At 68.3% G+C, this 18,621-nt stretch carries 18 protein-coding genes; 16 read left to right on the forward strand and 2 right to left on the reverse strand.

Annotation, left to right across the window (positions count from 1 at the left end):
- Window positions 1–117: 117 nt before the first annotated feature.
- The 5 genes from ACOQPQ_RS12020 (at window position 118) to ACOQPQ_RS12040 (ending at window position 5,337) form a co-directional block, all read left to right on the forward strand.
- Complete coding sequence (locus ACOQPQ_RS12020) at window positions 118–1,527, forward strand: magnesium chelatase (protein WP_420639664.1); 1,410 nt, start codon at window positions 118–120, stop codon at window positions 1,525–1,527.
- Between the two features lie 83 nt (window positions 1,528–1,610).
- Window positions 1,611–3,710, forward strand: coding sequence for a vWA domain-containing protein (locus ACOQPQ_RS12025; RefSeq protein WP_420639665.1), 2,100 nt, complete (start codon window positions 1,611–1,613; stop codon window positions 3,708–3,710).
- 218 nt (window positions 3,711–3,928) lie between these two features.
- A complete protein-coding gene (locus ACOQPQ_RS12030) occupies window positions 3,929–4,246 on the forward strand; it encodes a WhiB family transcriptional regulator (RefSeq protein WP_420639666.1) in 318 nt (105 codons plus the stop codon).
- 56 nt (window positions 4,247–4,302) lie between these two features.
- The gene (gene tatA, locus ACOQPQ_RS12035; RefSeq protein ID WP_420639667.1) at window positions 4,303–4,482 is read left to right on the forward strand and encodes a twin-arginine translocase TatA/TatE family subunit; all 180 of its coding nucleotides are present in this window, start codon (window positions 4,303–4,305) and stop codon (window positions 4,480–4,482) included.
- Between the two features lie 12 nt (window positions 4,483–4,494).
- On the forward strand, window positions 4,495–5,337 hold the full coding sequence (locus tag ACOQPQ_RS12040) for a sugar phosphate isomerase/epimerase family protein (RefSeq protein WP_420639668.1): 843 nt from the start codon (window positions 4,495–4,497) through the stop codon (window positions 5,335–5,337).
- Window positions 5,338–5,394: 57 nt separating this feature from the next.
- Here the strand turns inward: ACOQPQ_RS12040 and ACOQPQ_RS12045 are convergent, their stop codons facing one another.
- Window positions 5,395–5,619 (reverse strand): WhiB family transcriptional regulator, encoded by a 225-nt coding sequence (locus tag ACOQPQ_RS12045; protein ID WP_420639669.1) that lies wholly within the window; start codon window positions 5,617–5,619, stop codon window positions 5,395–5,397.
- A 179-nt stretch (window positions 5,620–5,798) separates the two neighbouring features.
- Here ACOQPQ_RS12045 and ACOQPQ_RS12050 point away from each other — a divergent pair, with 179 nt between their 5' ends.
- From ACOQPQ_RS12050 to ACOQPQ_RS12095, 10 genes are all read left to right on the forward strand, one after another.
- Complete coding sequence (locus ACOQPQ_RS12050; RefSeq protein WP_420639670.1) at window positions 5,799–6,092, forward strand: hypothetical protein; 294 nt, start codon at window positions 5,799–5,801, stop codon at window positions 6,090–6,092.
- Between the two features lie 18 nt (window positions 6,093–6,110).
- Entirely contained in the window at window positions 6,111–8,171 is a 2,061-nt protein-coding gene (gene ppk1, locus ACOQPQ_RS12055) for a polyphosphate kinase 1 (protein ID WP_420639671.1), read from the forward strand.
- A gap of 138 nt (window positions 8,172–8,309) precedes the next feature.
- Window positions 8,310–9,383, forward strand: a complete 1,074-nt coding sequence (locus ACOQPQ_RS12060) for a substrate-binding domain-containing protein (protein WP_420639672.1) — start codon at window positions 8,310–8,312, stop codon at window positions 9,381–9,383.
- A gap of 54 nt (window positions 9,384–9,437) precedes the next feature.
- Entirely contained in the window at window positions 9,438–10,382 is a 945-nt protein-coding gene (gene pstC / locus ACOQPQ_RS12065; RefSeq protein ID WP_420639673.1) for a phosphate ABC transporter permease subunit PstC, read from the forward strand.
- On the forward strand, window positions 10,382–11,338 hold the full coding sequence (gene pstA / locus ACOQPQ_RS12070; RefSeq protein WP_420639674.1) for a phosphate ABC transporter permease PstA: 957 nt from the start codon (window positions 10,382–10,384) through the stop codon (window positions 11,336–11,338). The genes pstC and pstA overlap by 1 nt, the downstream gene beginning before the upstream one ends.
- Before the next feature lie 39 nt (window positions 11,339–11,377).
- Entirely contained in the window at window positions 11,378–12,244 is an 867-nt protein-coding gene (gene pstB, locus ACOQPQ_RS12075) for a phosphate ABC transporter ATP-binding protein PstB (RefSeq protein ID WP_420639675.1), read from the forward strand.
- Window positions 12,245–12,298: 54 nt separating this feature from the next.
- Window positions 12,299–13,036 carry a phosphate signaling complex protein PhoU gene (phoU, locus tag ACOQPQ_RS12080; RefSeq protein ID WP_420639676.1) on the forward strand — a complete coding sequence of 246 codons (738 nt, stop codon included), beginning with the start codon at window positions 12,299–12,301 and terminating at the stop codon, window positions 13,034–13,036.
- A gap of 70 nt (window positions 13,037–13,106) precedes the next feature.
- Window positions 13,107–14,327: an ATP-binding protein gene (locus ACOQPQ_RS12085; RefSeq protein WP_420639677.1), complete on the forward strand. Its 1,221-nt coding sequence runs from the start codon at window positions 13,107–13,109 to the stop codon at window positions 14,325–14,327.
- Window positions 14,324–15,049, forward strand: a complete 726-nt coding sequence (locus tag ACOQPQ_RS12090; protein ID WP_420639678.1) for a response regulator — start codon at window positions 14,324–14,326, stop codon at window positions 15,047–15,049. The genes ACOQPQ_RS12085 and ACOQPQ_RS12090 overlap by 4 nt, the downstream gene beginning before the upstream one ends.
- 1 nt (window position 15,050) lies before the next feature.
- Window positions 15,051–16,334, forward strand: coding sequence for an MFS transporter (locus ACOQPQ_RS12095; protein WP_420639679.1), 1,284 nt, complete (start codon window positions 15,051–15,053; stop codon window positions 16,332–16,334).
- On the opposite strand, the gene ACOQPQ_RS12100 is transcribed toward ACOQPQ_RS12095, so the two are convergent.
- Window positions 16,273–17,451: a zinc-dependent metalloprotease gene (locus tag ACOQPQ_RS12100; RefSeq protein WP_420639680.1), complete on the reverse strand. Its 1,179-nt coding sequence runs from the start codon at window positions 17,449–17,451 to the stop codon at window positions 16,273–16,275. The two genes, ACOQPQ_RS12095 and ACOQPQ_RS12100, sit on opposite strands and share 62 nt — an antisense overlap.
- Before the next feature lie 82 nt (window positions 17,452–17,533).
- On the opposite strand from ACOQPQ_RS12100, the gene ACOQPQ_RS12105 reads away from it, so the two are divergent.
- Window positions 17,534–18,598 (forward strand): NAD-dependent epimerase/dehydratase family protein, encoded by a 1,065-nt coding sequence (locus ACOQPQ_RS12105; protein WP_420639681.1) that lies wholly within the window; start codon window positions 17,534–17,536, stop codon window positions 18,596–18,598.
- Window positions 18,599–18,621: the final 23 nt, after the last annotated feature.

An 18,621-nucleotide genomic window follows, 5' to 3' on the forward strand; every position in this document is an offset into this window, starting at 1 on the left:
GAATCGACCCTACTGGCCTCGCCACCGGAGGGCGGCGGTCGACAACCACGGCGGCGGGCCCGGTCCGGCGGTTTGCCGATGTCCACCGGAGCGGACGGTGGGGTAGGTTTTCCCCCTATGTCGCAACCCGCCACCTTGGGTGAACTGAAGGCCGCCGGCTGGCAGTCGGTGCCGGTCAAAGAAGAGATCCGCCGCAACGCCATCGCCCGAATCCGCGCCGGGGAGGACCTGTTCCCCGGCATCTGGGGCTACGAGGAGACGGTGATCCCCCAGTTGGAGACGGCCCTGCTCGCCAGCCACGACGTGATCTTCCTGGGCGAACGGGGCCAGGCCAAGACCCGGATGATCCGCCTGGTGCTCGACCTGCTCGACGAGTGGCTGCCCGTCGTGGCCGGTTCCGAGGTGAACGACGACCCCTACCACCCGGTGTCCAAGCACGCCCAGGAACTGATCGCCGCCGAGGGTGACCACACCCCGCTGGCCTGGGTCCATCGCAGCCATCGCTACGGGGAGAAGTTGGCCACCCCCGACACCTCGATCGCCGACCTGATCGGCGAGGTGGACCCCATCAAGGTGGCCGAGGGCCGCTACCTCTCCGACGAGCTCACCATCCACTACGGCCTGGTGCCCCGCACCAACCGGGGCGTGTTCGCCATCAACGAGCTGCCCGATCTGGCCGAGCGCATCCAGGTGGGGTTGCTCAACGTGCTGGAGGAGCGGGACGTGCAGATCCGGGGCCACAAGATCCGCCTGCCCCTGGACATCTTGTTGTTCGCCTCGGCCAATCCCGAGGACTACACCAACCGGGGCCGCATCATCACCCCGCTCAAGGACCGCTTCGGTGCCCAGATCCGCACCCACTACCCCTCCGACGTGGACGTGGAGCTGGACATCACCGAGCAGGAGGCCACCCTGCCCGAGGCCGACGTGCCCGTGATCATGCCCGACTTCATGGGCGAGGTGCTGGTGTACCTGAGCCAACTGGCCCGCCAGAGCCCCCACGTCAACCAGCGCTCGGGGGTGTCGGTGCGCCTCACCGTGTCCAACTACGAGACGCTGGCCGCCGCCGCCATACGCCGTTGCCTGCGCAGCGGGGAGGCGGCCGCCGTACCCCGGGTCACCGACCTGGACGCACTGGCCCCCTCCACCATGGGCAAGATCGAGATCGAGACCATCGACGACGACCGCGACGCCGAGATCGTGGGCAACCTCCGCAAGGAGGCCGTCCGCCAGGCGTTCAAGGACGCGGTGGACCTGGAGGTCCAACAGCAGGTGATCGAGGCCTTCGAGGACGGGAGGGTGGTCAACGCCGGCGACGACATCTCCTCGGCCGACTACGCCGAACTGGTCGGCGAGATTCCGGCTTTCGCCGGGGCCCTGGCCGCGTTGGGCTACGAGTCGGGCGACCTGGAGCATCCCGGCCTGGTGGCCAGCGGGATCGAGTTCGTGCTCGAGGGCCTCCACCTGTCCAAACGCCTCAACAAGGAGTCCCTGTCGGGCGCCGCCGTGTACCGGGGGAGAACCTGACCGACGGCGTGGACGTGGGGCCACCAACTCGGCGGACCGGTTCTCGCGGCGGTTGTCCCCGCGGTTGCGAGTAGGTTGGCGGGATGCTCAGGAGATGGCGGCGGTCCCGTCGCAATGCGGCTCACCGGGTGGCCTACTCCCGGTGGGACGGGACCCAGACCGGGTTCGAGTTCACCACCTCCGACCTGTTCTCCCAACTGAACGACGACCTCCTCTACCACGGGGACGTCAACGCCGCCCTGCGGCGACTCCTGCAGCAGGGTTTCGACGCCGACGGTCAGCACGTGCAGGGGCTGCGGGAGATGCTGGAGGAGCTGCGCCGGCGCCGCCAGGAGCGCCTGGAGCAGCACGATCTGGGCGGGGTGTACGACGACATCGCCCAGGAGCTGCGAGACGTGGTGGACATGGAGCGTGACGCCCTGGACGACATGGTGGCCTCCGCCGCCGAGTCGGGCGACCAGCGTCGTGCCGACATCACCGAGCAGACCGCCACCGAGCGCCGCTTCCAGCTCGACATGCTCCCGCCCGATCTGGCCGGGCAGATCAAGGAGCTGGACAACTACCAGTTCACCTCGGCCGAGGCGCAGCAGCGCTTCGACGAGCTGGTGGAGAAGCTCCGCCAACAGCTCATGGCCAACTACGTGAACCAGATGACCGAGGGCATGAACAACCTGTCCCCCGAAGATCTGGCTCGGGCCAAGGACATGATGGCGGAGTTGAACTCCCTGCTGGAGAAGCGGCGCATGGCCGAGGAGCAGCTTCCCGGCGACGACCTCGACCCGGGCGAGCGCAACCGGATGCTGGACGAGCACCTGCAGGCCGACTTCGACGACTTCATGGAACGCTACGGAGACTTCTTCCCCGAGAACCCCCGGACGCTGAGCGAGCTGCTGGAGGTGATGGCCCGGCGCATGGCCGCCATGTCGGCGATGATGGCGTCGATGACCCCCGAGCAGCGGGCGCAGCTCCAGGGGTTGGCCGAACAGCTTCTCCAGGACATGGACCTGCGCTGGCAGGTGGATCAACTGTCCCAGAACCTGCAATCCATGTTCCCCGACGCGGGATGGGAGCGCTCCTACGACTTCCAGGGCGTCGATCCCCTGGACTTCGCCTCGGCCGCCGAGATGATGCAGGAACTGGGCGACCTGGACCAGCTCGAGAATCTGCTACGGCAGGCCAACAACCCCGGTGCGCTGGCCGAGGTGGACTTCGACCGGGCCCGGGAGCTGCTCGGCGACGAGGCCGCCCAGAGCCTGGAGCAGATGGCCGATCTGGCCCGGCGGCTGGAGGAGGCGGGGTTGATCGAGAACCGGGAGGGTCGTCTGGAGCTCACCCCCCGGGCCATCCGCCGGATCGGCCAGAACGCCCTGGCCGATCTGTTCAAGAAACTCCAGCAGGACCGGGTGGGCCAACACGCCATGGAGATGCTCGGCGGGGGCCACGAGCGCGACTACCACACCAAGCCCTACGAATTCGGCGACCCCTTCAACCTGGACATCCAGCGGACCATCCGCAACGCCATCCGGCGCACCGGCGGTGGCACCCCCGTGGAGCTGTCGCCGGAGGACTTCGAGGTGGAGCGCACCGAGAACATCGTGCGGTCGTCCACCGTGTTGATGCTCGACCTGTCGCTGTCGATGCCCATGCGGGACAACTTCCTCCCGGCCAAGAAGGTGGCCATGGCGCTGCACTCCCTCATCAGCACCCAGTATCCGAGGGACTTCCTCGGCATCGTGGGATTCAGCGAGATCGCCCGGGAGGTGAAGCCCGAGCAGCTCCCCGAGGTGTCATGGGACTTCGTGTACGGCACCAACATGCAGCACGGCTTCATGCTGGCTCGCCAGATGCTGGCCCGCCACAGCGGCACCAAGCAGATCATCATGGTGACCGACGGCGAGCCGACCGCCCACGTGGACGAGCACGGCCGGCCCTTCTTCTCCTACCCCCCGGCCCGGGCCACGGTGGACAAGACCCTCGAGCAGGTCATGCGGGCCACCCGGGAGGGCATCCGCATCAACACCTTCATGCTGGACGCCACCTCGTATCTCACCAACTTCATCGAGCAGATCTCCAAGATGAACGGCGGACGGGCCTTCTTCACCACCCCCGAGACCCTGGGCGACTACGTGCTGGTGGACTTCGTGGAGCACAAGCGCAAGCTGTTGGGCAACCGCCGCGTCTGAGGGCCGGCTCCACCGGGGGCAACCGCCGCGTCCGGGGCCGGCGACAAATTCCCTCTTGCCTTTGTGACCACGACCTGGCATGGTTACGTTGTTGAAATTACAAGAACGTTGTTCATGATGTTGTTCGCCTCGCCGATCCTCCACTGGCGGGTGGTGGGCGGCGGGTCGAGGGTCAGCAGTTCCGTGGCAGGACAAGCAGAACAAGCAAGGAGAGTGCGATGAGACTGGTGGAGACGGAAGCTCAGTCATCTCCGGCCGGCGATGACGGCCGGGCGTGGCAGGCTCTGGCCAATTGTCTGGGGGTGGATCCCGACTTGTTCTTCCCCGAGCGGGGGGCATCCACCCGGGAGGCCAAGGAGGTCTGTCGGGCCTGCGTGGTCCGGGAGGAGTGCCTGGAGTACGCCATCGTGAACGGCGAGAAGTTCGGCATCTGGGGGGGCATGAGCGAGCGGGAACGGCGCCGGGTGCGCCGGGCTCGGGGGCTCACCCGAGTACGGGCCCCGCTGACCGCAGTGGCCGACGGCTCCGGGGCGTGACACCGTCCGAAGGGGGCGTGAGGTACGCCGCGCCCCATTCGGGGTAGCCTGAGGCCATGAATCTTGGAGCAACGGAGTTGATCATCGTGCTGATCATCCTGCTGGTGCTGTTTGGTGGGGCCAAGCTCCCCAAGTTGGCCCGATCGCTGGGTCAGGCCCAAAAGGAGTTCAAGCAAGGGGTCACCGAGGAGTCGAAGTCCGAAGAGGGCAGCGGCGGCAATTCCTCCACCACCTAGCAGGACAACGTGATGGCCGAGGCCTCCCCCCCGCAGGAGCTGGTGATGTCGCTGGCCACGCTGAGCGTCAACCCCTTCGAGCTGACCCTCGACGAGCTGGACGCCTCGTTGGAGGCCACCGCATCGGCGGGCTACACCGGCATCAGCGTGTGGCCGTTCGTGCTGGGCGGTGCCGGGGTGGACACCCCGTGGTTGGTCGACCGACTGGCCGGGCTGGGCCTCACCCATCCGGTGACGGAAGCGGCCTTCGGCTGGTTGAACCCCGACCGTGACGCGGCCGCCGCCGAGATGGCCAACCTGTGCGAGTTCGCCACTGCCATGGGGAGCCGGGAGCTGGTGGCCGTCACCATGGAACCCTCGCTACCGGCCATGGATGAAGCAGCCGCCTGCTTCGCCACCATGTGCCGGGCCGCGGCCGACGCCGGCCTGCAGGTGAGCATCGAGTTCCTGCCCTGGACCGGCATCCCCGACCTGGCCACCGCCTGGGAGCTGCTGCAGCGCGCCGACGCCGACAACAGCGGCATCATGGTGGACACCTGGCACTGGTACCGCCAGCCCGGCGGCCCCAACCCCGACCTGTTGCGCCGGATTCCCGGCGACAGGCTGCGGGTCGTGCAGCTCTGCGACGCCACCGCCGAGCCTCCGGACGCGGTGGATTTGGCCACCGAGACGATGACCTCCCGGCTGGCACCCGGTGACGGCGCGGTGGACTTCGCCGAGGTGATGGGCATTCTCGGCCACGTGGGGGCCGCGCCGATCTGGTTCCCCGAGGTGTTCAGCGCCCCGCTGGCGGCCACCGGACCACAGGCCATGGCCACCCGGGTGATGGCCGCCACCCGCTCGGTCCTGGCCTGACCCGCCCGGCCGACCCCGCCAGCCCGATCCCGCCGGCCGCCGCCCTCCCCTGAACGGTCAGGCGGCCGCTCGCCGCAGCATCCGCCGCCGCTGACGCTCGGACCTCCCGCCCCACACCCCGTGTCGGATGCGGTGGCACAGGGCGTAGGCCAAGCAGGCCTCCTGCACCAGGCACTGGCGGCAAATCCGGCGGGCGACCTCCACCCCGGTGCCGTCGCTGGGAAAGAAGATGTCGGGCGACAGCCCGACGCACTTGCCGTGATCCATCCAGCTCTCGTTCATAGGACCTCCGTTGGGTACATGCCCCCCGCATGTATGACGCCCCACTTCGACCACGAGTTCCCCAGTCACCGAAATTTCTGGTTCATCGGCCGTCCGCGTGGCCAGCCTACGAGCGCATTCGGGATATCACACCGAAGCCGCTAAACTGCTGCGGCCCCATCCCCCACAGGAGCAACGAGATGACTGACACCATGGACGCCCTGCCCGAGCCGCCGGTTGGGCACGTCAAGGTGGTTTACCTGGGTCCGGTGGCGCCCCACTGGGACTTCATGTCCGACTTCGGCGAATCGGGAGTCATCGACCAGTTCAAGGTCCGGGCCGAGGCCCGCCTCCTGCTGCTCCCCCCCCACGATCCGCAATTCCGCCGGAACCGGGAGCGGATCAACCGCGACGCCGAACGGGAGAACCTGCTCATCGACTGGGACCTGGGGTATGACGAGGAGGACGAGGAGAGTGAGATCCACCAGGGGTAGTCGCCTCCCCGGTCGACGGTGACGCCGGCACCGATCGACACCGCGGCCGAACCCGGTCGCTTCATCAACCGGGAACTCTCCTGGCTGGAGTTCAACAGCCGGGTGCTGGCCCAAGCCGAGGATCCGACGGTGCCCCTGTTGGAGCGGGTCAAGTTCTGCGCCATTTGGTACTCCAACCTGGACGAGTTCTTCCAGGTGCGGGTGGCCGGCCTGAAGGACCAAGTGGCCGGCCAGTTCACCGGCACCACCCCCGACGGGCGCACCGCCGCCCAACAGCTCCACGACATTCGCGCCGAGGTGGACGCCCAGCACGACCGGGTGGCCGCCTGCCTCGGCGGCCTGACCGACCGGATGGCCGAGACCGGCATCGAAATCCTCCACTGGGACGACCTGGGCGACGAGGACCGCAAGTTCCTCTCCGGCGAGTTCGACAACCGCATCTACCCGGTGTTGACCCCCTTGGCGGTCGACCTCGGCCACCCGTTCCCCTACATCTCCAACCTGTCGCTCAGCCTGGGCGTGCTCATGATCGACCCGGCCGACGGCCATCAGCGCTTTGCCCGCCTCAAGGTCCCGGCCACGTTCGGGCGATTCCTCCAACTCCCCGACGAGCACCGGTTCGTGCCCGTCGAGCAGGTGGTGGCCGCCCAACTCCCCACCCTGTTCCCGGGCATGGAGATCAGCGAGACGGTGGCCTTCCGGGTGACCCGCAACGCCGACCTGGCGGTGGACGAGGGTGAGGCCCAGGACCTCTTGGCCGCGGTGGAGGTGGAGTTGCGCCGCCGGCGGTTCCGCAGCGTGGTCCGCCTGGAGGTGGAGCACCAGGTGTCCTCGGAGATCCGCAACCTGCTCATCGACGAACTCGACATCGGGCGAGACGACGTCTACGAGGTGGACACCCTGTTGGAGCTGTCCAGCCTGTGGGAGTTGTTCGAGGTGGATCGGCCCGACCTCAAGAACCCGGCGTGGCAGTCGGTCAACCCTCTCCCGCGCCCCGCGGCGGGCGACCAGCCCCTGGACCTGTTCGCCCGCATCCGCGAGGGCGACATCTTGTTGCACCATCCGTACGACTCCTTCACCGCCACCGTGCAGGAGTTCATCTGGCAGGCGGCCAACGACCCCAGGGTCCTGGCCATCAAGCTCACCTTGTACCGGACGTCGGGGGACAGCCCCATCGTCCGGTCGCTCATCCGGGCGGCCGAGAGCGGCAAACAGGTGGCGGTGGTGGTGGAGCTGAAGGCCCGCTTCGACGAGGAGGCCAACATCGAGTGGGCCCGTCGCCTGGAGCAGGCCGGCGTTCACGTGGCCTACGGGCTGGTGGGGCTCAAGGTCCACGCCAAGACGTGCCTCGTGGTCCGGGAGGAAGCCGACGGCGTGCGCCGTTACTGCCACATCGGCACCGGCAACTACAACTCCCTCACCGCTCGGGTCTACACCGACCTGGGGCTGCTGACCGCCGACCCCGAGGTGGGGGTGGACCTGACCCAGTTGTTCAACTCGCTCACCGGGTACGGCCGCAACATCGAGTACCGCCACCTGGTGCCCGCCCCCCAGAATCTGCGCCCCACGCTGCTGCGACTGATCCGCAACGAGGCCGACCGGGGCGCCGAGGGCCGCATCGTCATGAAGATGAACAGCCTGGCCGACCCCGAGATGGTGGAGGCCCTCTACGAGGCCTCGCAGGCGGGCGTGGACATCGAACTGATCGTGCGGGCCATCTGCTGTCTGCGCCCCGGAGTGGCGGGCATGTCCGACACCATCAAGGTCCGGTCGCTCATCGGGCGGTACCTGGAGCACAGCCGCATCTACTACTTCGCCAACGGCGAGGGCATCGGCGCCCCGGCCTACTACATCGGCTCGGCCGACCTCATGCCCCGCAACCTCAACCGTCGTATCGAGGCCCTGGTGGCGGTGGTGGACCCCGACCTGCGCCGCCAGCTCGACCATATGCTGGAGATCAACCTCCAGGACGACGCCTTGGCCTGGGAACTGCGGGCCGACGGTACCTGGCAGCGCGTGGCCAAGGGCGCAGGCGTCGAGGCCCACACCGCCTTTGAGCGACTGGCCGCGTCGGGCTGATCGCACGCTCTCCAAGGCTTCCGTCTCCGTTCACCTGGCGTTCAGACGGGCGCGGCGAGACGGAAACCCGGCATCGGTACCTTGACGGCTGTTCCCATGCGCCGAACGCGGTGTTCGGCGTGCAGTCAAGGAGGACATGTGAAACCAAGGAAACTGCTCGTGTTGGCCATCGGGCTCTTGTCGGTGCTGGCCCTGGCCGCCACCGCCTGTGGCAACGACGACGACGGGGGAGTTGCCCCCGACCCCCAGGCATCCGACGACGCCGGCAGCAGCGGCGGCGATTCTTCCGGCAGTACGCCGGCCCCGGCGGAGCCGGACCCCGACGGCAGGGTCTCCGGTTCGGTGACGATTTCGGGTTCGTCGACGGTGGAGCCGATCTCGGTTCGGGTGGCGGAGTTGTTCGAGGATGTGCAGCCGGACGTGTCGGTGACGGTGGACGGTCCCGGTACCGGTGACGGATTCAAGTTGTTCTGTGAGGGGGAGACCGATATCTCGAATGCTTCTCGTCCGATCAAGGCCTTGGAGGCCGAGGCGTGTGCCGAGTCGGGCGTCGAGTGGGTCGAGTTGCGGGTCGGCATCGACGGCATCGCAGTGATGACCAGTGAGAGCAACCCGGTGGAGTGCGTGACGTTCGCCGACATCTACGGTTTGGTGGGCCCGGAGTCGACCGGGTTCGGCTCGTGGGCCGATGCGGGGTCGCTGGCCGGGTTGGAAACGTCCGACCTGCCCGATGCGTCGCTGGACATTTTCGGTCCCGGCGAGGAGTCGGGCACCTTCGACAGCTTCATCGAGATCGTGTTGGAGGACATCGCCGATCAGCGGGGCCAGGACGTGACGACCCGCCCTGATTACAGCGCCAATGCCGATGACAACGTGATCATCCAGGGGATCCAGTCGAGCGACACCAGCTTCGGCTGGGTGGGATTCGCGTTCACGACCAACGCCTCAGGAGTGAAGCTGCTCGACGTGGACGGTGGTGACGGCTGCGTATCGGCCACCCCCGAGACCATCGCCTCGGGCGAGTACCCGGTGTCGCGGGCGTTGTACATCTACGTGAACAAGGCCAGGGCCGAGGCCAACCCGGCGGTGACCGCCTACGTGGACTACTACATGAGCGACGACGGGCTGGGCACCGCCGTCAGCGACGTCGGCTACGTGAACCTCACCGACGACGCCAAGGGCGCCACCCGGGCCACCTGGGCGGGGCGCTAGGCCGCCGTCCTTCGGGTGGCACCGAGGCCCAGAGTCAACCGCTAGCGTGAGGCCGTGACCGACACCCGAGTCGATCCTGCCGGGGAGTTCTCCGTCGAGTCCCTGATGGAGAACCCCCGGCAGGCCACCAGGGAGCGCATGATCCGCAACTCCCTGGGGGCCACCGCCTTGGTGTCGGTGCTCATCTCCGGGCTGATCGTGTGGTCGCTGTTCTGGGAGGCCTGGACGTTCATCGTCGAGGTGGACTGGGGCTCGGTGTGGGACATCGGCTGGTTCCCCCGCCGGGGCATCTACGACATCAAGACCCTGATCGTGGCCAGCTTCCTGGTCACCGGCGTGGCCATGGCGGTGGCCACCCCCCTGGGGTTGGGGGCCGCCGTGTACCTGTCGGAGTACGCCCGCCCCGGCGTCCGGCGAACGCTCAAGCCCATCCTGGAGATCCTGGCCGGGATTCCCAGCGTGGTCCTCGGCTTCTTCGCCCTCAACTGGATCGCCCCCAACGTGGTGGCCAAGCTCTTCGGTGGACCATCGGCCGGGTCGCTGTTGGCCGCGGGCATCGGGGTGGGGGTGCTCATCATCCCCCTGGTGGCGTCCATCTCCGAGGACGCCATGAAGGCGGTGCCCATGGCCCTGCGGGAAGCGTCCTCCGGGCTGGGGGCCCGCAAGGTGTCCACCACGGTCCGGGTGGTGCTGCCCGCGGCCATCTCCGGGCTGGTGGCCTCGCTCATCGTGGCCGTTTCCCGAGCCTTGGGGGAGACCATGGTGGTGTTCATGGCCGCGGGCGCGGCCCAGACGGCCACCTACACCCACGGCGTCACCGATTCCAGCCTGACCATGACCGCGGGGATGGCGTCGCTGGCCCGGGGCACCGACAACGTGGTGGGTGAGGGGCTCACCTTCCAGAGTCTGTTCTTCGTGGGCCTGGTGCTCTTCGTGATGACGTTCGCCCTCAATCTGGTGGCCGATCGCTTCGTCCAACGGGTGCGGGAGCAGTACTGATGGCCGTCGGTCGGGTGGTGGGGAAGCGAACCCGCAATCACATGGTGGCGGCCATGGAACGCCGAGCCTTCGACGTGAAGGGGCGGGTCTTCCAGGTCAGCCTGTTCGTCACCCTGCTGGTCTCCATGTTCATCCTCGGCGTGCTGGTGGTGGACGTGGTGACCGACGGTTGGGGCATCCTCACCGGCCGGCCCGGCGGGTTTCTGGGCGGCACCATGCGGTCGCTGTCCGACGACCCCAAGCTGGGCGTCCACCAGGCGTTGGTGGGCACCTTCTGGATCGCGGTGTTCGTGGCCGTGCTCGCCTTTCCCGTCGGCATCGGCGCCGCCATCTGGTTGGAGGAATACGCCCCCCGGAACTGGTTCACCCGGTTCATCGACCTGAACATCCGCAACCTGGCCGGGGTGCCGTCGGTGGTCTACGGGCTGCTCGGGCTGTTCCTGTTCGTGAATCACCTCGAAGGGGTCACCGGGGGCAAGTCCATCGCCTCTGCGGGCATCACCCTGGCCATCTTGGTGTTGCCCATTGTGATCATCACCGCCCAGGAGGCCATCCGGGCCGTACCCCAGGGTCTCAAGGAGGGGGCCTACGGCGTGGGGGCCACCAAATGGACCATGATCCGCAGCCAGGTGCTGCCCTACGCCGCTCCCGGCATTCTCACCGGCACCCTGCTGTCCATGTCGAGAGGCATCGGCGAGGCCGCCCCCCTGCTGTTGGTGGGCGCGGTCAGCGGCCGCCTGGGTACCAACTCCGGCTTCTTCGATCTCAGCGCCATCAACGCCGAGCACTTCATGGCCATGCCGGTGATCATCGTGGAGTGGGTGCAGAACTCGGGTCGGGATGCCGGATTCGCCGAGGCCGCCGCCGCGGCCATCGTGGTGTTGCTGGTCTTCGTTATTCTGATGAACGCGACGGCCATCCTCATGCGCAACTACTTCGAGAAGAAGAGAGGTTGATCAGTGGAGACCGTCTCAGCGAGCGTCAGGTCAGAGCACATGGAGCAAACCGAACCCGATTCCCCTCCCCGCCTCGACCTCGACCGGGTGGTGCCCACCACCCCGCCGGACGCCCCCGGCGAGGCCGTGTTCGAGGTGGAGGACCTCAACGTGTACTACGGCAGCTTCCGGGCCGTGCAGGGGGCCACCTTCACCGTCTACCAGCACGAGATCACCGCCATGATCGGCCCCTCCGGCTGCGGCAAGACCACGGTGTTGCGCTGCTTCAACCGGATGAACGACCTCATCCCCACCGCCCGGGTGGAGGGACGGCTGGACTTCAACCGGGTGCCCATCTACGACCCCCGGGTCGACCCGGTGGAGGTGCGCCGGCGCATCGGCATGGTCTTCCAGAAGCCCAACCCGTTCCCCAAGTCCATCTACGACAACATCGCCTTTGGCCCCCGGGTGACCGGCATGGCCAAGAAGAAGGCCGACCTGGATGACATCGTGGAACAGTCGCTGCACCGGTCGGCGCTGTGGGACGAGGTGAAGGACCGGCTGAAGGACTCGGCCCTGGGACTCTCCGGCGGGCAGCAGCAGCGACTCTGCATCGCTCGGGCCGTGGCGGTGGACCCCGACGTGCTGCTGATGGACGAGCCGTGCTCGGCGCTCGATCCCATCGCCACCGCCCGCATCGAAGACCTGATGCAGGAGATCAAGAACGACTACACCATCGTGATCGTCACCCACAACATGCAGCAGGCCGCCCGCATCAGCAACCGCACCGCGTTCTTCACCGCCCAACTGGATTCCTCCAACGACCAGCGGTGTGGTCTTCTGGTGGAGTACGACCGGACCGAGACCATCTTCTCGAACCCGTCGGACGAGCGCACGGAGAACTATGTCACCGGTCGATTCGGCTGAGCCGGTGGTTGCGTCGTAACGCCACACAACAACCGGCCGTAACAGGAGGCACTGATGGAAGAGCTGCGCAAGTCCTTCCATGAAGAGCTGGACGAGATCCAGGCGGGCATCGTGAGGATGGCCGCGCTGGTCACCGAGGCCGTTCCCCGGGCCACCGAGTCGCTGCTGGAATCCGACCTGGAATTGGCCCAACAGCTCATCACCGCCGACGACGAGCTCGACGATCTGTCGGTACACCTGGAGGAGCGGTGCCACCACGTCCTGGCCCTGCAGGCCCCCATGGCCGGCGACCTTCGGGCCCTCAGCACGGCCCTGCGGTTGAACGCCGAACTGGAGCGTTCGGGCGACCTGGCCGTCAACATCGCCAAGGCCACCCGCCGGATCTACGGCACCCGCTACGACGCCACCCTGCGGGGCCTCTTGGTGCGGATGAGCGAGGAAGCCTGCCGGCTGCTCCGGCTGGCCATCGACTCCTACGTGGACGGCAACGCCGGGCTCGCCGCCGCCCTGCACGACATCGACGATCAGCTCGACAACCTCAACCGCGACTGCGTGCAAGCGGTGTTCCAGGCCCACAACGACGGGGCCATCGACCTGCAGGCCGCCGTGCAGCTCTGCTTGATCTGCCGCTACTACGAGCGCATCGGCGACCATGCGGTGAACATCGGTGAGCGGGTGGTGTACATGGTGACGGGATGGTTGCCCGAGCACACCGGGTCGGCCCGCCAGCGGATCCGAGACCGCGGTCACGCTGAAGTCTCCGACCAGTCTGAAGAGACCGGCGAGGGGTGACCGCGCTGCGCCCGAGCAGACCCCACGGGGCTGACCACGGTGTCGCCCCGGTCCGGGGAGGGGTGGGGGCGTGATCTTGGCCGTCGCGTTGGCCATTGCCGTGGCCGGGATGGTTCTGGCGGGCATCGTGGCCTGGCGCGAACACCGCCGGCGTGTGGACGCCGAGGAGAACCGCCGTCGCGTCCACGAATTGGACCGGCGCCACGGGGACGAGGTGGCCGAGAGCGAGGCCCGTCTGCGACTGTCGTTGGACGCCATCACCCAAGGGGTGGTCGTTGCCGACCCCGACGGCACCGTGCTCTACCGCAACCCCTACGCCCGCCCGTTCACCGAGGCCCGTCACGGCGAGGCCCTGGTGGAGGCCGCGGTGGCCGAGCTGTTGGCCGAAGCCGCCCAGGGCAAGGCGGTGGAGCGGGAGGTGGAGTTGTTCGGTCCTCCCCGCCGGTGCCTGTTCATCAGCGCCCTGCCGTTGCGCTCCGAGGGTCGAGACCACGGCTCGGTGGCCCTGATCGACGACATCACCGAACCCCAGCGGCTGGACGCCATGCGGCGGGACTTCGTGGCCAACATCAGCCATGAACTGCGAACCCCGATGGGCGCCCTCAGCCTGCTGGCCGAGACCCTGGCCGGGGAGACCGATCCCGAGGTGTCCTCCCGGCTGGCGGGACGGGTGCAGGCCGAGGCCATCCGGCTGTCCAGCACCATGGACGACCTGTTGGAGCTGAGCCGCATCGAGAGCAACCAGGCCGCCGAGCGGACCCCGGTGGCCATCCAGCACGTGATCGCCGACGCCCTCTCCCGGGTCAAGCCGGCTGCCGAGGACAGGCAGATCCCTGTCGAAACCGTGCTGCCCGCGTTGGACCTGGTGGTGCGGGCCGACCGCCGCCAGCTCACCTCGGCGGTGTTCAACCTGCTGGACAACGCGGTCAAGTACTCCGAGGCCCACCGACCGGTGCGGGTTCTGGCCCGGTTGGCGGATGATCGCGTGGAGGTGGAGGTGCGAGACCACGGCTACGGCATCCCTCCCCGCCACCAGGACCGCATCTTCGAACGCTTCTACCAGGTGGACCGCGCCCGGGAACACACCGGCGGCGGCGTGGGGCTGGGGTTGGCCATCGTCCGCCACGTGGCCACCAACCACGGCGGCGAGGTGCGGGTGGAGTCCACCCAGGGGCAGGGCTCGCGATTCACCTTGGCCGTGCCCGTGTCCGAGAAAGACCGGGTGGAGGAGTCCCCCGATGAGGAACCGGGTGCCCTCGCCGCCCCGGAGCCGGTGGGAGCGCCGCGATGAGCGGCTCGGGCCGCGTGCTGATCGTGGAGGACGAGGAGTCCTTCGTGGAGGCGCTCACCGTGGGGCTCACCCGCGAGGGCTTCACCGTGCGGGTGGCCCGCGACGGCAAGGAGGCCCTGGACTACTTCGACGCCATGGCCCCCGACATCGTGCTGCTCGACGTGATGCTGCCCTTGGTGTCGGGCATCGACGTCTGCCGCCAAATCCGGGCCCGTTCCCAGGTGCCCATCATCATGGTGACGGCCAAGGGGGAGGAGATCGACGCCGTGGTCGGCCTGGAGGTGGGGGCCGACGACTACGTGACCAAGCCCTATCGCCTGCGGGAGCTGGTCTCTCGGATGCGGTCGCTGTTGCGGCGTTCCCGATGGACGGCCGAGAGCGAGACGTTCCTCCGCGAGGTCATCGAGGTGGGGGACGTGAGCATCAACCCCGAACGCCACGAGGTGTCGGTGCGGGGCGAGCCCATCGAGCTGCCCCTGAAGGAGTTCGACCTGTTGGAGCTGCTGTTGGCCAACGCCGGACGGGTGCTGACCCGCGACGCCCTGATCGATCAGGTGTGGGGAAGCGACTACGTGGGCGGCACCAAGACCCTCGACGTCCACGTGAAGCGTCTACGCTCCAAGATCGAAGATGATCCCGCCAATCCCCGCCGCATCGTGACCATTCGCGGTCTGGGCTACAAGTACGCCACCGGCGTGACCGCCGAGGCGGCACCCCCCTGACATGATCAACACGTCGTTTCTGCGCCTGGTGCGGGTTCACGCCCTGGGGGCCGCGGGCGACGCCATGATCACCATCGCCCTGGCGGGGTCGCTCTTCTTCTCCATCGACCCCAGCGCGGCCCGGCTCCGGGTCACCCTCTACCTGGTGCTGACCATGGCCCCGTTCGCGGTGGTGGGTCCGTTCATCGGGCCGGCCCTGGATCGATTCCGGGGTGGGAGGCGTCCCATGATCTTTGCCATCAACGCCGGGCGGGCCTTCGTCGCTCTGCTGATGATCTCCAACATGGACTCGCTGTTGCTCTTCCCCTTGGCCTTCATGATGTTGGTGCTGCAGAAGAGCTACGGGGTGGCCAAGGCCTCCATGGTGCCCATCATCCTGCACAACGAGGAGCAGTTCGTGGGAGGCAACGCCCGCTTGGCCCTGGTGGGCGGAGTGTGCGGCTTCCTCGGGGCCGGACCGGCGCTGTTGGCCAACGTGCTGGGGGGTGCCTCCTGGGCGGTCGCCCTGGCCATGGTGGTGTTCCTGTTGTGCGCGGTGGCCTCGCTGTCGCTGCCGCCCGGACGCATGGTGCCCCAACCGGCGGGCGACGAGGACGAGAGCGCCCTGCGCACCTTCGGCATCCGACGGGCGGCGTCGGCCACCGGCACGCTGCGGGGCATCGTCGGGTTCATGACGTTCCTGGCCGCCTTTGCGCTGCGGGGCGGGGCCGACGACGTGAACCTCTCCGGGGTGGGCAAGGCCTTCGGCGCCGGGGTTCGCCACGCCCTGCAGGGCGACGTGGCCTCCGACGCCAGCCCGGCGTGGAAACTGGGCCTGGTGGCCGCGGCCACCGTGGCCGGCTTCTTGGTGGGCTCCTTGTTGGCCCCCAAGCTGCGGGACCGGCTCCGGGAGGAGTTCATCATCACCGCGGCGCTGGTGGCCCTGGCGTTGGTGGGTGTGCTGGCCGCCTGGGGGGGTGGCTTCGGCTCCACCCTGCTGCTCGCTCTGGGCGTGGGGGTGACCGCCAGCGCGGGCAAGCTCTCGTTCGATTCCATCGTGCAACGCGACGCCGAAGGGGCCAACCACGGTCGGGCGTTTGCCGCCTTCGAGACCCGCTTTCAGATCTTCTGGGTCCTGGGCGCGTTGATCCCGGTGATCATTCCCATCCCGGCCCGCGTCGGCTTTCTGCTCATCGGCCTGGCCGCCGGGGTGGCCGCGGTGTACTTCTGGGTCCGGCGAACGGCTAGTCCGGTAGATCGATCCGGGCCAGCCACAGACCCGGAGCATCAACCTCAGCGGGGGTAGGCAGCTCCCGTTCCGAGTGCCACAGTCGGGCGAGCCCGTCGGTGCCCGCCCGCTCCACCACCCCGCGGGCAAACGCCGCCCCCCGGTCGTATTGGTCCTGGGTGAGATCCAGGCCGAACATCTGCCCGACGAACCGATCGGTGGCGTGGGCCGTCACCCGTCGGCGGCGGACGGCCTCGCTGAGACGGGGGTACGAACCGATCAGACCGTGGCCGATGCTGTCCATGGTCCAGTCCACGTAGCCCGCCAGCACCGAGACCAGGGCGGTGATCTGCGGCAGCAGGGCCCGTTGGGTCGGCGATTGCACGGCGCCGAGAATCACCTCGGGGTCGCCCAGCACCGACTGGAGGCTGCGCAGGGGATCGTCACCGGACAGATCCAACTCCCCCAGACGGCCTTCCAGGGCGCGAGGGTTGGCCTCGAAGCTGCGCACGTACTCCGACAACAGCTCGTCGACCCGTCGGCTCACGTGGGGAATCGACAGCACGGTGTGATGGGTCAGCTCGCTCAGACACACCCACAGCCGCAGATCGGAGGGATCCAGGCTCCACTCGTCGGCCAGGGCGTCGATGTTGGCCGGGATCACCATGAGCTGCGAACCGGACCGGGGAATGGGCAGGTCGTATTGGCCCAGGCTCCGGCGGGCCAGGTTCCCCACCATGCTGCCCGCCGTCATGCTCAGCATCATCGGACCGATCATCTGCATGAGTCGGTCGAGCATGGCCTGGGCCGGGTCCACCGACGACTCCTCCTCGGTGGTTCGACCGGACACGTCGCCGATGGGTTCGAGCAGGTGCCGGTAGTCCTCCAGCGTGGAGGTGGCCCACTGCGTGCGGGTCACCGCCACCACCGAGGCCGCCTGGCCCTGGCGGGTGGTGGGCAGCCCGGTGGTGTTGGCCACCTGCAGTTCGGCCACCCGAGCCAGTTCTTCCAGGGCCATCCGGTCGGCCGGGTCCACGTTGGGCTCGGACTGCCCGTCGGTGGCCACCGCCACGGCAAATTGGCGGGCGGTTTCCCAGGTGGAGGCGGCTTGCTGGGAAAAGAGCCGCCCCAGATCGCCGAAAATGGGCATGCCCTGGAACGGGTTGAACTCTTCCGGTGAGTCGGGATCGCTCACGCATTGATGCTACTGGCTTGGGGCCCGGTTGCCGATGGTCGGTTGGTAGCGGAAACGACCAGCACAGGCGTAGCCTCAACGGGTGAGCGATTCCCACTCCCTGGCGGTGGCGGTGGCCGGTGCCGGTGGGCCGCTGGGACGCCGGGTCTGCGCCAGGCTGCTGGACAACCCCCGGGTGGGCTCGGTCATCGGCGTGGATCTGCGTCCCGATCCCGGCTTGGCCGGCTTGCGGTACGTGGGCGACGACGTGGGCGAGTTGGACCTGGCGCCCCTGCTGGACGAGGTGGACGTTCTGGTCCACCTGGTGTCGGTGGCTCCCGCGCCCGGTGAGGCTTCGCCGGGGGCGGGCGGCGCCCTCGCCACCCGCCGGTTGTTGGACGCCGCCGCCGGGGCCGGGGTCGGACGGCTGGTGCTGATGTCGTCGGCCATGGTGTACGGGGCGTGGCCCGACAACCCGGTGCCGCTCACCGAGGCCTCGCTGCTGCGACCGAATCCCGAGTTCGGCTTTGCCGTCGTCAAGGCCGAACAGGAGCGGCTGGCCGCCGAGTGGGCCGAAGCCCATCCCCACGTGGCGGTGATCACGCTGCGGCCGGTGGTCGGGCTGGCCGAGGACCATGAGGGGTGGGTGTTCCGCTCGCTGCGGTCCACGGCCAACCTCAGCGCCGACCGCGAGGTCCCCATGCAGTTCCTCCACCTGGATGACCTCGCCGACGCCGTGGAGCTGAGCGTGGTGGGCGATCTGTCCGGCGTCTACAACGTGGCCCCGCCGGGATGGATCACCACCGGGACCGCCCTGGAGCTGTTGGGCCGCACGCCCGGCGTCAAGCTGCCCGAACCCCTCCAGGAGCGCCTGAGCCGATGGTGGCGGCGGTACCGCCGGGCATCCGCCGACCCCGGTGTGCTCGCCTACGTCCGCCATCCCTGGGTGGTGGCCGCCGATCGGTTGCGGGAGGCCGGTTGGAACCCCGAATTCACCAGCGAGCAGGCTCTGGTGTCGGGCCGAGAGGTTCCCCCGTGGGGGATGCTGGATTCCCGTCGCCGACAACAGATTGCCCTCGGCGGGGCCGTGCTGGGGGGCCTGGGCGTGATTTGGGCCGTGGTGGCCCTGATTCGTCGTCTCCGGCGGGGCCGGCGGGAGCGGTTGTGAACCCGTCGCCGGCCCAGCGTTTA

This window comes from Candidatus Poriferisocius sp., assembly GCF_965219775.1.
In the GTDB taxonomy this organism is placed as follows: domain Bacteria; phylum Actinomycetota; class Acidimicrobiia; order Acidimicrobiales; family Bin134; genus Poriferisocius.